Annotated in this window: 11 protein-coding genes; 2 read left to right on the top strand and 9 right to left on the bottom strand. The window is 57.4% G+C overall.

Annotation, left to right across the window (positions count from 1 at the left end):
• Positions 1–44 precede the first annotated feature (44 nt).
• On the top strand, positions 45–1,097 hold the full coding sequence (locus LVY71_RS06240) for an acyltransferase family protein (protein ID WP_235098946.1): 1,053 nt from the start codon (positions 45–47) through the stop codon (positions 1,095–1,097).
• Between the two features lie 103 nt (positions 1,098–1,200).
• Here LVY71_RS06240 and LVY71_RS06235 read toward each other — a convergent pair whose 3' ends face one another.
• Positions 1,201–1,383, bottom strand: a complete 183-nt coding sequence (locus tag LVY71_RS06235) for a hypothetical protein (protein ID WP_235098945.1) — start codon at positions 1,381–1,383, stop codon at positions 1,201–1,203.
• Positions 1,384–1,490: 107 nt separating this feature from the next.
• Entirely contained in the window at positions 1,491–5,099 is a 3,609-nt protein-coding gene (locus tag LVY71_RS06230) for a glycosyltransferase (protein WP_235098944.1), read from the bottom strand.
• 231 nt (positions 5,100–5,330) lie between these two features.
• Between LVY71_RS06230 and LVY71_RS06225 the strand changes: the two genes are divergently transcribed.
• A complete protein-coding gene (locus LVY71_RS06225) occupies positions 5,331–5,660 on the top strand; it encodes a hypothetical protein (protein WP_235098943.1) in 330 nt (109 codons plus the stop codon).
• 326 nt (positions 5,661–5,986) lie between these two features.
• Here LVY71_RS06225 and LVY71_RS06220 read toward each other — a convergent pair whose 3' ends face one another.
• From LVY71_RS06220 to LVY71_RS06190, 7 genes are read right to left on the bottom strand one after another with little or no spacing between them, the layout of a single operon-like run.
• Positions 5,987–7,828: a hypothetical protein gene (locus LVY71_RS06220; RefSeq protein WP_235098942.1), complete on the bottom strand. Its 1,842-nt coding sequence runs from the start codon at positions 7,826–7,828 to the stop codon at positions 5,987–5,989.
• A 21-nt stretch (positions 7,829–7,849) separates the two neighbouring features.
• A complete protein-coding gene (locus LVY71_RS06215; protein ID WP_235098941.1) occupies positions 7,850–8,260 on the bottom strand; it encodes a hypothetical protein in 411 nt (136 codons plus the stop codon).
• A gap of 3 nt (positions 8,261–8,263) precedes the next feature.
• Positions 8,264–9,661 carry a hypothetical protein gene (locus LVY71_RS06210; RefSeq protein WP_235098940.1) on the bottom strand — a complete coding sequence of 466 codons (1,398 nt, stop codon included), beginning with the start codon at positions 9,659–9,661 and terminating at the stop codon, positions 8,264–8,266.
• Between the two features lie 3 nt (positions 9,662–9,664).
• Positions 9,665–12,427 carry a phage tail protein gene (locus tag LVY71_RS06205; RefSeq protein WP_235098939.1) on the bottom strand — a complete coding sequence of 921 codons (2,763 nt, stop codon included), beginning with the start codon at positions 12,425–12,427 and terminating at the stop codon, positions 9,665–9,667.
• Positions 12,427–12,852 (bottom strand): NlpC/P60 family protein, encoded by a 426-nt coding sequence (locus LVY71_RS06200; protein ID WP_235098938.1) that lies wholly within the window; start codon positions 12,850–12,852, stop codon positions 12,427–12,429. The genes LVY71_RS06205 and LVY71_RS06200 overlap by 1 nt, the downstream gene beginning before the upstream one ends.
• Positions 12,849–13,397 (bottom strand): DUF1833 domain-containing protein, encoded by a 549-nt coding sequence (locus tag LVY71_RS06195; RefSeq protein WP_235098937.1) that lies wholly within the window; start codon positions 13,395–13,397, stop codon positions 12,849–12,851. Before LVY71_RS06195 ends, LVY71_RS06200 begins: the two co-directional genes overlap by 4 nt.
• A gap of 1 nt (position 13,398) precedes the next feature.
• Entirely contained in the window at positions 13,399–13,758 is a 360-nt protein-coding gene (locus LVY71_RS06190; protein ID WP_235098936.1) for a hypothetical protein, read from the bottom strand.
• Position 13,759 lies beyond the last annotated feature (1 nt).

Below are 13,759 nucleotides of genomic sequence, written 5' to 3'. Positions count from 1 at the left end.
GTTGGCGATTTGGTGCGGTAGGTTCGGGTCGCTGGGGAGGCGCGATGTCGGGACGTCTAGACGGAATTCAGATTCTAAGATTTGTTGCAGCCGTGATGGTGTTGATCCAGCACGCGGTCTATTTGCCGTCCATCCATTATGGGATCGACGTGCTGCCATTTCGAAAACTTGGCCTAGGAACGGCGGGCGTCTTTATATTCTTTGTGATTTCCGGCTATGTGATCGCAGCGCTCGTTGAACAACGGCCATTCAGATTTGCTCTACACCGCATCGCCAGAATTTATCCACCATACCTCTCGGCGATTGCCATTTCTGCGGCGCTGTTAATTTCAATTGGCGCTGTGGATGTCACAAAAATCCGCTGGCTCTGGTCGTTTACGTTGTTGCCATTGGGCGGCGCAATCGATTCATGGACACAAGTGCCATTCTGGACGCTAATTTATGAAATGACATTCTACGCTGTAACTGCCGCAATGATCCTCGGCGGGAAGCGCGTGTTCGACATCGGACTAGTTCTATGGGCAGGGGTGATCGTCGGCACGGCATATTTCCTCCCCGCACCGCCAGCCTTTACAGCAAACATCCTTGCCATACTCACGAGTCCGCTGAGTCTGCTTTTCATCGCTGGTGCTGCACTTGGCAGGCTGCACGCGGGGACGTCTTGGCCTTTGGTGTATGTTGGAATTCTGCTTTGGACTGGTTACTGGCGGTCAAGCACGCTCTACCAAAGCATTCCCGTTTTTGTCGTTGGCACCCTAGCAACCATCCATCTTGCGGCCCTTGCGAGCAATTTTGTTAGTCGCCAAAATTGGCTTTCTCCGCTTGTTCGCGGTGGCGACTATTCTTACGGCCTCTATTTATTGCACGCGCCCGTTATTTCTGCACTGGTGGCGACGGGCCTGACGAAGAGTGTCACCTATCCGATAGCAGTCGCGGTGTGTCTTCTGATCGGAGGAGGCTTGGGCTCATTGTTCGGCTTTGCCGATTTTTGGTTTTATAGAAATGTAGCTAGGAAATGGGCTGATCGGATAGCCGATACAAAATCACTTCAGCCTCTGACATCTTCAGTCTCCGAGCTAACCGCGCGCCAAAGTTAGTCCAAAATCTCAACGGTGAACCCTAGGCAGGTGATGTCGCCAGCATTCGCGGTTCCGTTCTGACCAGTGACCTTCACCGTGATCGCGGCAGTGTCGTTCTCGGTCACGCCTGAGCTTTCAGGAAGGCGGGGCCCATCGGGCTTTTCCAGAAGGCGTCGTTCATGATGGTGCCTTCTGTCAGGCCGGGGACGCGCGCCTTGCAGAAGGCGATGTACGACGGGACATTGTTGTGTCCTGACCAGATCGCGACGGCAATCAGATTCCGAGATTTATCGCGGCTCGGCACGCGGACTTGGTTATCTCGGCGGGCTCGCTGACAAGCATTCGGCGCAATTCACGCCTTCTGTCGGCACAAAGCTTGGCTTGATCCACCAAACCGCGCGATCTGGCAAATCACTGAAAATGTACGAGCGGGACGCGGCAACGCCTCCCGCTGAGTTGGACCTTGAGACCTGAAATCTCATAGGTAAAGATCGCAGCGTCGACGTCCCGTGCAAAAATCCGAAGCTGCCAGCCTTTCTCAAGCCCATCCAAAGGCGTCGACAAAAGAAAACGCAGCGGCTTATCTTCGTCAGTCAACCGCACATTCATTACTTCATGGGCGACTATTTCCTGCGACCGAGTAACTATTTCGATACCTATGCAGCAGGACGTTGAAGACTCAACGGGCCCGACGATAAGGGACACCGAATTTAGTCGCTTAATGCTGAACGGAATCACGTACTCAACATACGGTGTCGATTGAAGATCCTCGCTTGGAACGAGTCTGCGCCTGAAACCGCAACGAAAGTGCCTCTTGGTGTATCGCTTGATGGCCGCGATTTCATCCTCGACTGTCGTCTGTTCTTGTGGGGAAGAGGACGGAGAATCAATCAAACCTCGACGGCCTCTCTCCTTTGTTCCCTGTTTTCTCTGAACGGCTTCATTGTACAGACCGATTAGTTCGAACTTTACATAGCTTGAGTCCGACAGAAACCTCATCGTGCGATGAGCTCGAATAGCGATTTCTTCGCGCTGATCTGCGGACAATTCAAGCCATTCCAGAATCGCAGAGGCTATCTCTTCGGGACTATGATCCCTCGCTAAGAAGCCCGTGTAGCGATGCCGCAAAATCTCCTTCACTCCTCCGACGTTTGTTGAAACGACCGGCACTCCAGCTGCCATTGCCTGAACAATCGTCTGAGGCATGGATTCGTCGATAGCGGCAACGACTAAAAGGTTTGCGCGATCATAGAACCGATGAGGATTGTCGACAAAGCCATGCAATTTAACGTGCTCGTCGAGGCTGGACCTCTCTATTTCTTCCCGACATTGCGCAACGTATTCGGGATTGAACTCGGTGTAACCGATGAAGTCCGCGACAATATCGTATCCTCTGCGCCTCAACTCTCTAATGGCATGAATGACTGCCAATTGGTTCTTTCTCGGCTGTAACGTTCCCGATACCAGAATGCGAAAGGGGCGCACAGGCAAACCTGCTCGATTAAAATTAGCCCGAAAGGCTCGGAAATACTCCTGCTCCGCAGGGCACACAATTCTTCTGACCGGGAGCTTAGCAGCATTCTCCCAACGGACTCCGTGTGCGAGAGATGAGCAATGCACTGCATCCACAAAGCCGACGATAGAGGGATGGCCTCCGCCGTAATATTGGTGAACGCTAGCTACGGAAGGAATGTCCAACGCCTTGGCCAGAAGACTCATCGCTGGCGACCACGTAGCGAAATGTAGAAGACCAACATTGAATTTCTGCAGATTGGCAACGAGAGACGTCACGGCCATCCGATCACTGCCATTTGCCGAGCGTTCAATTATCTCCCCGGGAATATCGGCATCGATGAACCCCAATGGCCACTGCGCTGCGATTAGTGGAGCGCCATTTGTCGCTTCCGTCCATCTCGCTTCAAAGTTCGCCATATGCTCCGTTGCATCATCCGGAACAATTCCGACTACGCTAAAGCCGAGGGAATGAGCCATTCGTGCATGCTGCAGCAAATGCAAGGTCGCCCCTCCCAAAGCGGCCTCGTGAAATCCGAAAGCGATGTTCTTTTCTCTTAGCTCAGCGTGAAGCCTGACAGCTTCGTAGGCGGCGAGGAAGTCGTAGAATTGACCTTCCGTCGTATACCTTTCCGCCACGAGCGATCGCGCGCGTTCAAGCAGAGCGTTCCGTCCGGACACTCCCATGGAGAGCGCTGCTTCCAATGCGGCGCTCCATGCCTGGATTGTATTGGGCGCTTTCAAACAACAGTCATCAGGAAGAGATCTGTAGGGTTCGGTATTTGAAAAAATACAAATCGCACCGGTAGACACCGCTTCAAGCAATTTAACGGGACTCTTGCTCTTGGCCGCGCGCGTCGAGTGATCCAACGGCACGAGCAAGACATCGAAGGACGTTTGCAAAAGGCTATTTAGGTAGTTTTGATGGTTGTGATCAAATGGCCTGAAACAAGTCTTGCAGGAAAGCTGACCGAAACTCGCGGGATCGACGCCCCAAAAATGCATCTCCACTTGATCAGAATGCCGGTTCGCAAAATTCATCAACGCTGGCCAGAGATCGCTCAATATCTGAGTTCGCCCTGGACCGGACAAAACCGCGACACGTAGGCGCTCGCCTCTCCGGTAGTCCCGCTGTTGAACAAACCTCCTCGGAATATTCGTCGTCAGTTTAATGGTTCTAGGATTTAGCTCCCGCAAATCTTCGACAATAGAATCGCTGTAGCCGATGCAGGCGTCGGCGTCAGATATTTGTTGAACGATATTCCTGTAAGCAGATGTCCCGGGCGCCAGAAGATGATGCTCAGCGCCCACCTTATGGAAATGCAGCATGTTATCATCCATGCAATACACTGTCGGAATGTCACCCCGAGCGGCCATCGCGCTCGCTTGTGAACCGACGGTACGATAGAGGACAGCAATGTCCATGCTTTTCAGGTCAACGGCGGGCAACTCCCGTTCTGGAACGAAAGTGCTGGCAAGAGCACGCTGAAACGGCAGATTTACAAAGTTGTTGATCGTAACATCAACCGAAGTTGAAAAATCCGGCTTGACAGTCAGCAGATTAAGTCGATGGCCGCGCAAACTCGCTGCTACGCTCAGCTCATCTTCGGTACAATAATCATTGAAATTTGACAGGAACGGAACTGCAATATTTCGCCGATAATTTTCAATTTCACTGTCCGAGAAGCGATCAGCAAATAGCGGAATGTCGACGACCTCATAGTTGTCGATGACATCGGGCGTCAGGAGATCATCCCGTTGTACCGAGATCACCTTTCTATGAAGCGTATGAAAATGCCGAATTTCCCGGCCGAGTGAGTTATCGAGATTCGCATAAACATGCGAAACGGTCTGATCAATCCAGACAAACTGAGCGTGCTTGGAAAACCGCAGCCAGAGGTCATAGTCCGAATATCGCCGAAAAATAACGTGCGGATCGTACATGCCCGCCACATCGAAAAGACCTCGATGATGCAACACGGTGTTGTTGGCAATGAAGTTTTGCTGAATCAAATCCGCAAAGCTGAATGCTTTGCCAAGTATAACAGGCTCCCGGCCGCCTTTTTGATCCAAGCTTACACTTGAATTGCCGTAGACCACCGCAAGCTTGTCAATTTTACTTAACTCAGATACCCGCAGCTGGAGGCTGTCCTCCGTCCAAACATCGTCATCAAATTGATAGCCGATATAGCGGCCGCGAGCATGAAGAGCGCCTTGATTGACTCTGAGTGCGGGCAGCCCGCTATTGCGACGATACGAATGTAGAATAATACGGTCGTCGAGCCGCGCGTATTCCGCAAGAACATCGGCTGTCCCGTCCCGCGATCCATCGTCCACAATGATGAGCTCGAAATCGCCGTATGTTTGCGCCAGAACACTTTTGATCGCGGTCGGAAGAGTCGTCTGCGCTCGGGCATACGTGGGAAGAATAATCGAGACTTTTGGCGAAGTGCTGTCTGATACCTTGCCCTGAATAGTAAGGTCAGATGAGAAGTTATTGACTTTCATGACGCTGCCCCAGTCTCGACTAGACACTGATTTTATGAGAAAGCGTTAAATAATGAGCTTTTGCCTAGCTGTTACACATCATATTGTCTAGCTCCTAGACTTTCTCCTCAACAAAGACGACGATTGGCTACATCCATTTAGTTTCGCAACGTTTTCCCTGAGCGGCCTTCGGCGAGGATAGACGCGCCATTCGCTCAAATCGAACGCGCTAAAATCACCTGAGGATAATCGATGAGCGACACCAAAGACGCACCAAGGACCACCCTGATCAACAACGATGAGCCGAACCGGCTTCTTGACGTTGAAGTAATCCCAGTTTCTGTAGATCCCGTTCACGGTTTCCTAGAAATGCAAACAGATCAGGGGCAGGTCACAACATTCATAAACCAGAACATTGCTGCGCTGCTCATCCACAAGCTTCAGAAGTTTCTGTCAACCGAGCAGAGTGACGTCGATCCGATCTTCAACAACACGCCGAAGATATTCATCAAGGATGTCGTGATCGGCGCTGACGGTCGGACATATGAGGTTAAACCGCCGCACAAGCCTTGGCCTAACTAGCCTGCGAATTCGATACTGGTTGCGCTCAGGTTAGTCCTTTAGAGCAGTCAGAAGCACATTATATCTTGATGTCGATATCTCGACAGGTGTTATGCGCGCTGGCGCTTGAACCGACCAGGCGGATAGATGTCAAAGATCGCGAATTTTTTTGTCCGATTAGGGGTATCGATTTTTGGAAGTTTGCTGTTGGTGTTCGCCTTCCGATCCCTGATCGGTGATCTCCCGTCCAAAGACGTTTCGGATATGGAACTGAATTTCAGGCAGTTCTGCAGAGAACGGGCACCCGATGAATCCTCAATCTCAAGGATGTGCTCGCCTTACAGACACTAGGAAAGTGTGACGGTCTTGGTCACGCCATTGATTCTGATCTTCAAGCCTGTGTTCGTGTTGCTTTCAAGCCAAACATCACCATCGGCGGGGCTTGTAGGAGCGCTACCTGTGGTGAGCCTCATTAGGGATTTAGCGGTAGTGCTTCCGGCAAATTTCGCAAACGATCCTGAGACTGCGGGGGTGCAAAAACCGAGACTCCCGACGCCGCCGCTAGACAGTTCGAGGTTTGCGGTTCCGGTGGGATTGGCAAGCAGTTCAAAGCCAGCCGCAGAGAAATAGCCAAAATCTTTTGATGCGCCAGGCTGGCCTGTTATCACCAACCCCAAGTTTGCATCCGTGTAGATGTGGGCTGTATTTGCAACAAACGACCCGGCCTGCGGAAAGAAATCTCCGCCAACTTTCGTGTCGTAAATTCCACCAGCAATGATGGAGCCTGCCGCATTCCCCGGCAGGTAGGTATCGCCCGCATTAAGTGTGTCGATCAAACCGCCGCGATGAATAACATAGCGCGGTCCTGTTGCCAATCCGGAGAAAGTGACCGACTGGAATACGACACTCGCTTCGCGATTGCCAACGAAGCCAGCAGAAAATGCCGGGGTGCCAGTAAGGGTGATGGTGTTTGCCACCGCAGCATATCTGCCAAAGTAATTGCAGTGGACGTGGAACACCGCGCCAGTGGATATCGCGTAGTTTCCGGTCGCGAGACACTGCCCGCCATAATCAGCAGTCACATGCGAGCCGACGCCACTCTTCACAGCGCCGAAGTCGCAGCTATCAAAATAAATCTTGCCGCCGTATAGAGCGCGCAAGGCACCGAACGAGTTTGCGTCGGCAAACTTGAACCCTTTAACGTATAGCTCGGCGTTTCCGAGTACGTTGATTGCGTAGTCGTTAGCGACCGCAACCACGACATTAGATGGCGTGGAAGTGTCTCCCTGCAATGTCAGGGTGCCACCAACCACAGGCTTATCCATCAACACAGCATCCGTAGCGGTCCCGGACCCGACGTGCACCACCACGGCGTAGCCGTTTAGGTCTAGCGTGTTTACGACAACATTGACGGCCTTCTGCTTTGTAAGGAATGCCCCTCCCGACGTGTTGCTAAGTCCATTATGGCTGTCGTCGCCGTCGCCGCGAACGTAGTAGTCTCGGTTCGCGGTGAGCTTCTCACGCTCTCCGCCTGCTGCAAACTCCGAGATAGCAATCGCGGTTGTCCCGAGCGTGCCACCTGGCGCTGACGTACAGCCGAACAGTTTCCCTTTTGATGTTCCGTCCTTCACGCCGAAGAAGCGGCCACAATGATCGTCATAGGCAGCAAAGGCTGTGGTGCGTGACGCTGCACCGCTTGCCGGCACAACATAGACGCCATTGTCCGCGTCTGCGACCGGCTTCGCGCGCAGAACGAGATCGTTCGTGACCAGCACCTTGCCGTCCAGCGCATCCCCATTCTCATAGGCCGTCGCGGGATCGGCTCCCGTCAGATCGACAATCCTCACTGTGGTGAGGTCGGATGCGCCGTCGATACCGTCCCGCCCGACATCCACCCCGCGTATCGTGAAGAACAGCGTCGCATTTCCGCTGAGGTCAAGCGGGTCAGTCCCGACCACACCGCCGATTTTCGAACGTGTGACATTTCGCGATCCGGTCGTAACGCCGTCGCCGATCGTGAGAATGCCTTCCTCGAAATCGAGGCCATCGGTCAGAATGTAAGGCGTCGTGTCCCCGTCGGCGGCTCCGGCATCTGCGGGTCCGAGAAATGCCGCCCATGGCGTACCGAACTCGATGTCGCCAGTTCCAGCGGTACCGACGAAAGTTTTCACGCGGTCAAAGTATTTCACGGGCTGAGTCCTGCTTTGAAATTATGCTTGCGCGAAGATCATATCGGCGCGGCCGCTTGTGAGCAGTCCGGCGGCGACGAGCGCCGCTTTCGCGGCCATTGCCGCGTCACTCGTGACGTTGACATAACCAAGGATGCGAAGCTGATCGAGCCAGCGGGCGAGTTGCATGTTGCTCTGGGCCGCGGCGATCACCGAGGCGTACTCGTCATCGGTCACACGGGCGAGAAAGGTTTCACCATCGACATGCGGCCCGAGAACCGGTGACGGCTTGCTGAAAGCCGATCCGCTCCAGATGTCACCGTCATCGACCAGTCCGGCCTCGGCTTCCACGACGCAATCCATCAATTCCGGCGTCATCGGCGGGATTGAGTCCTTGGCCACACCGCGCCAGATCTGGTGCGCGCGCCCGTTTTGAACGAGGATGCTATCCATACGTCAGCCCTCCAACAGTTCGTTGACGAGGACCCAGCCCCACACAGCAGAACCGGACGCGGACCCGATCGTGACTGTTTCCGTCGCATTCAGGTCCGCAGCACTGCGGGTCCTGATCGCCCGGCCGCCCTTGCCGGCGGCGACGTCGCCCCCGCCGCCGCCGCCGATGTTCACATCACCACCGCTTCCGGTGCCGTTGGTGCCGCCGAAGTTACCGCCTGTCGCCGACGCGTGAGAACCGAAGGAGCTTGCTCCTCCGCTCACGGTAGACGTCGCGCCGGCGGCTGCAACGTCGATGGTTGCCTCAACGAGACCGAGCGGCTTGTACCAGGTGCCGCTCGCGGAAAAGCCTTCGGTGTTCCGATAGAAGCGGACGTTGCTGCGGTTCCAGACCCGGTACCGCCTGCGGCCATTCAAGGCCCAGTCGATCTGGCCGTCCGTCGCGCTCGAGGCAACAGCGCCGAGCCAGCGCAGCGTGTGATCCGCATCCAGCACCTCGACGCCGTCCTGCCGCCCCAGGACGTTCGGGACATTGAATGTCGCCCGGAAAATTCCGCGCAGCGCCAGCGTGCCCGCCGAGATCGTTCCGAAAATATCGACGGCGGTATCGGCGGGGACCTTCGACGTGATGGTGACGGCCGCGCCCGCCGTGCTGTTGACCGAAGACGTGATCTGGGTCGGGCTGTCGATCGACTGGATCACGGCGCCGGAGCCGACGCCCGTCCCGCTCAGCTTCATTCCGATCATGAGGCGCGACGTATCGGCCATGCCGTCGATGATCTTGGTGCCGTTGTGGGTGGTGCCGGTCTGCACGTCGGTGAAGTTCAGCGTGGCCGCCGACGCGCTGACCAGTTGCCATTCGCCGGCGCTGAAAAGGCTGATTTCCGCGCTGCTGTCAGGCTCCCAGCGCACCGCCGTCGCGCCGGTCACGGCGACGCCAAGGACCGGCTTGCCGGCCTGCAGGCAAAGCCGCCCGCCATTGATATTCAGCACTGGGCTGAGACCCGATCCGGCCTCGGCGTTCAGGCGGAACCGCGCGCCATCATAAACGATCGGAAGCACGCGGCCTGCGACCAGCGCGCCTTCCGCAAGCGGGTTGCCGTCCTTGTCGGTCAGATCGACAACGCCGGCGGCGTCGATGTTGATGTTGACGCCGCCGGGGCCGTTGGTTACGGCCGGCACCAGCCAGAAGGCCATCGGCCGCGCATAGGCCGCGATCGGTTCGACCAGCGCCGCATCGCTTGCGGCCGTGATGGCATTTGCGGACCCGCCGACATCGGTCAGCCAGTTATAGGAACACTGAAACAACGCGCTGACCGCGGCGTTGACCGCGTTCGTGTATGATATGCCGTTGTCCGAGCCTCCGTTTGTAGAGGTCGGCGTGCTTCGCGTGGCTACCATGTGTCACTTCCAGAGTGCGGGGGCTTCATCGACCATCGTGACGGTCGCTTGCAGGGCGTTCTTCGGCTCGATGCCGAAAACCTTCAGGCGCTTGTACGCAAAGCCGAGAGGCCCGGCGGTCACGAGGCAGTCCGGCGCGAGGATGTCGCCGGTCTCTCCGACCGGCGCGACGAACTCGATCTCGGTCAGGTCCCCGTTGCTGGCGCCGGTCACTTCCTTGACCAGCACGCCGGCGCCGTCAGGCAGCCTGATCGCAATCCCGGTGCGCTGTCCGAGCAGAAAGATGTGATCCTCCGCAAACAGATGCGCGATGGTGAAAATGCCGGGCGTCGCGTTGACCGGGATCGAGCCGTCCAGCACCAGACCTCTGACCTCGCCGCCCGTCCGCATGATGGACTTGATGCGGGAGAAACCCGCGTTCCTCATCAGGATATCGTGCTGCACGCCGATCAGATCGCCGCGCTGACAGGCGATCGCTTCCAGATCGGCATCGCCCTGATAGAAGGTCATCCGCAGCCGCGACTGCGCCAGATCGTATCTGGCGCGCTTCACCACGTCATCGGTCAGCACCAGCCCGTCATAGGATACCTGATCGAGGTCGTCCGCATCCTGCCGGCTCAGATCGTCATAAACGATGATCGAGGCATCGGTGTTGTAGTTGTCCCCGGCATCGACGTATCCCGCGCGGATGCCCGTCGGCCGGTTCGCGAAAGCGCGGGTCCAGTTGAAATTTGCCATGTTGCGGGGCGTGAAGATCTGCCGCGGCGCAAAGGCGCTCGTGTCCATGTCCTCGAACACGCCCCAGCGCTCATTCGTGCGCAACGTGGCGTAGCCGGTGCCTGCGATCATGTTCAGGACATCGATATAGTTCTTGCCCTGAATCACGGCGTTACAGGTGTAGCCGTTGGCGTCGCAGGATGCGCGCCAGCGGACGATCTCGTCGTTGTTGATCATCGAAACCGGCACCGGAGCATTGCCGAGTGATCCTGCCATGACGTCGCGAAAATGCGGCGCGGGATTTGACGTCGCGGCGAGGCCGCTCCACTCAGAACCGTTCCAGTCCGGCACAAGGCCGCTCGCAAGCACCGAGAGCTGATCGAGGGAACGGCTGTGCACCTTCACCGAGATGGTGGCGAAGTCGGCGGTCTGCACCGGGTTCTGATTCCAGATCGACGACACCCGCGTGATCAGCACGCGATCATGATACTGTGCGTGATCCATCGGCAGAACGGCCGCGCCGCCGCTGATGGAGTAGCCGAAGAAATCATAGACCTGACCCGAATATCGATAGGTCGCGGGCACGAATGAGGATGAATCGTAGCCGGTCGAGCGGACGATGTCGCACTCGTAATAGCCTTTCGGAAAGACTTCGGGGTCGAGATAGAAGATCGCCTTGTCGGAATGCAGTTCGGTATTGGCGACATTCGACGTCCGGATTGTCGCCGCCGACAGCACATCGTTGCCGATGCCGTTTGAAAACCAGCCATGCGCTGTCCACCCCGCCGTCGCCGGCGAAACGCTCACCCCGTCCTGTCCCGGCACCGCCTTGAACACATAGACAGGTCCCTGATCGGCCGGCGCGGGATTCGGAAACGCCGGATATGCCCCCCACTTCAGCCGGATCACCTTCTGAAAGGTGCCGGGCTGGTTCTGCGAAAAGTGAACCTCCGGCAGATTGATGAAGTCGGTTGCCCCTCGCAGCCGGATGCGGACGCGCACCGCCTGGTTGATCTTGGCCGTCGTGGCATCCGCCTTGAACAGTCCTTCCGGCCATTGCAGGTTGATCCAGAGTTCATCCGGAGCCTTCCGCGACACCACGGCTTGCGGCTGCGGAATATCGGCGGACGGATTCGCCTGATCGGCCAGCTTGTTCTGCGCAGTCTCATCGAGCGTATGGCCAGACAGTTCGGCGTTCGGGCTGAGCGTGAAACTCTGCCGCGTTACCATGGACTGGATATAATCGCCGGTCTTGCCCTCAATGGTCTGGGACTGAACTTCTGCAATGGTGTCGATCGAGGTGTCGCCGACGCGGATGTCGGCCAAAGCATGCGGACCGCAAAGACCGTAGACCGCCTCGCCGATCTCGGTATCGCCGACGACCTCGATCAGCGGGTTGCACAGAAACGGCGGGAATACCCGCATCGTTCCCACGACGCGCGGCATTGAAGCGCCTGGCGATAATAGGTTGCCCGACAGCGCCGCCGCGCCCGGGTTGGTGCTGGATGATGACACGGCTGACGCCGCGCCAGCGCCGGTATTCCCGGACAATGTCGGCGGCGGGATCAGCGCGGCAATGGCAAGCGCGCCGCCAATCCCGATCGCCGCGCCGGCCACGCTGGCGCCGATGCTGCCGGCGGTCAATCCGCCGAAGATGCCGCCAAGCCCGGCCGCGGCGCCGCCCGTCACCGCGGCGGCCACGAGCAGGACCGCAATGCTGGCGATGGTCGCGAGTGGATTCTTGGTTTGCCCGCCCGGACCTGAGCTTGATCCGCCTCGCAGCGGAATGCCAAGCCAGACGACCGTCTCGAAACCGGGACGATAGCGCGGGCGCGCCAGATGCCAGAATGCGCGCGGCACGATCTCGCCGTTGATGCGGACTTCTCCGCACGCCACAAAGCCCCGCGGCAGGTCGCCGATCGACGCGACAATCTCGGCAATGGTCGGCACCGGCCGCCGCGGATCGAAATAGCGCGTCTGAAACGCGCCATCGAAGGCCCGGCCCCGCCAGACCACGGGCAGACGGTCATGCTTTTGCGGGGTTGCCATCAAGCGAGATTCCTATAGCGATAAACGCCCAGTATCTTGGTTTTGATCAGCGGATGATCGAGCGGCATCAACACGGCGGCCGTCGCCTCCCACACATGGAGCAGCAAGAAAGGCGTCACGAGAACGCCGACATGCCCCTCAATCCGCACCCTGCCGCTCATGGCGGTCATCAGAACGCAATCGAGCGCGCGATATGGCGCGGCCACCTCGCGCCATTCATCGCTCTTCGCGGAGGCGGCGAACAATTTCGCGGCGCGTAGCAGGTCGCTGGCGTTATACTCGGCATAGGCCGGCAGATCGAACCCTGCGCGCTCCTTCAGCACCAGCCGGACAAGCCCCCAGCAATGACAACCGCGCCGGTCGAGGCCATCCACCTTGAACGGAATGCCGACAAAACGGCTGGCCCAGCGCGGCGCTTCGATCAACGGTACAGCCCCGGCAGGCGATCCTGCGTCGACCTGATCGCGGGATATGGCTCGGTCGTCAGATCGAAGCCGGTCAAGTCAGACGTCACCGTCATCACATCGCCCTTCACGTTGCGAAGCCGGAGCATGTCCGCGACGTACTCGGGACGCGGCCTGCCGATCGGAAGGCGAGGAATGTCGTTCGTAAAATCCGATTTCAGCAAAAGTTCGATCTTTACCAGCGGCGGCGATGACAGCGCCTGAATCGTCTCGCCGATCTCCTGATCGACATTCTGGATCGACGCCTGGGCGCGCGGCGGACTGTCGTTGTCGGTCACAAGCGAGCAACTGAAGGCGGAGCCGCGGAAGAGAAGGCCATTGTAGACATAGTCGACGATATCGTCGTTCACGCACACCGGCATGGACAGATCCGGGTGCGTGATCGTCGCAAAAATGACAAAGACCTCGTCAGTCGCGGATGCCTCGGCAGCATTCCTGAACGGCGTATTCGCCGCCGAATCCGCCTCGCAGAACGCAAGTTCGCCGATCGCTCCGAAGCCGAGCATGTCAGGGCATCCGCCGCAGGCCGAACGAGCCAGTGTAAACGTCCCCGCGTACCTGCGAGAGTTTGGGCGGGTCCCCCGTGAACTTGAACGTCATCGATAAGCCGCTGCGTGGGTGCGCGCGCGTGAACGGAAGCGATCCGTCCGCCAGCGTAGTCCGGTAGAAGGCGACCAGAGCATCCCACTCCTCTGACGAGAAATTGCCGGAGCATGTGATGACGTCGGAAGAGATCGATGTCCGGCGCCGCGTCTTTGGCGGACCCACCTCCGGCTGAAAGTCGGCAGTGTTCTTTTCTGGCGCTTCGGAATAACCGCTCTGGAGCGTCCGTAGCGGTACATCAATGGGCCATATCGCAAGCGGCATG

The sequence above is a fragment of the Bradyrhizobium sp. G127 genome, assembly GCF_021502575.1.
Taxonomy (GTDB): domain Bacteria; phylum Pseudomonadota; class Alphaproteobacteria; order Rhizobiales; family Xanthobacteraceae; genus Afipia.
Note: the sequence above shows the minus strand (reverse complement) of the source record. Positions and strands in the feature narration are given on the sequence as shown.

Coding starts and splice junctions, on each gene's coding strand:
- LVY71_RS06240 (WP_235098946.1), top strand. CDS start 45: ATGTCGGGACGTCTAGACGGAATTCAGATTCTAAGATTTGTTGCAGCC.
- LVY71_RS06230 (WP_235098944.1), bottom strand. CDS start 5,099: ATGAAAGTCAATAACTTCTCATCTGACCTTACTATTCAGGGCAAGGTA.
- LVY71_RS06225 (WP_235098943.1), top strand. CDS start 5,331: ATGAGCGACACCAAAGACGCACCAAGGACCACCCTGATCAACAACGAT.
- LVY71_RS06215 (WP_235098941.1), bottom strand. CDS start 8,260: ATGGATAGCATCCTCGTTCAAAACGGGCGCGCGCACCAGATCTGGCGC.
- LVY71_RS06210 (WP_235098940.1), bottom strand. CDS start 9,661: ATGGTAGCCACGCGAAGCACGCCGACCTCTACAAACGGAGGCTCGGAC.
- LVY71_RS06205 (WP_235098939.1), bottom strand. CDS start 12,427: ATGGCAACCCCGCAAAAGCATGACCGTCTGCCCGTGGTCTGGCGGGGC.
- LVY71_RS06195 (WP_235098937.1), bottom strand. CDS start 13,397: ATGCTCGGCTTCGGAGCGATCGGCGAACTTGCGTTCTGCGAGGCGGAT.
- LVY71_RS06190 (WP_235098936.1), bottom strand. CDS start 13,758: ATGCCGCTTGCGATATGGCCCATTGATGTACCGCTACGGACGCTCCAG.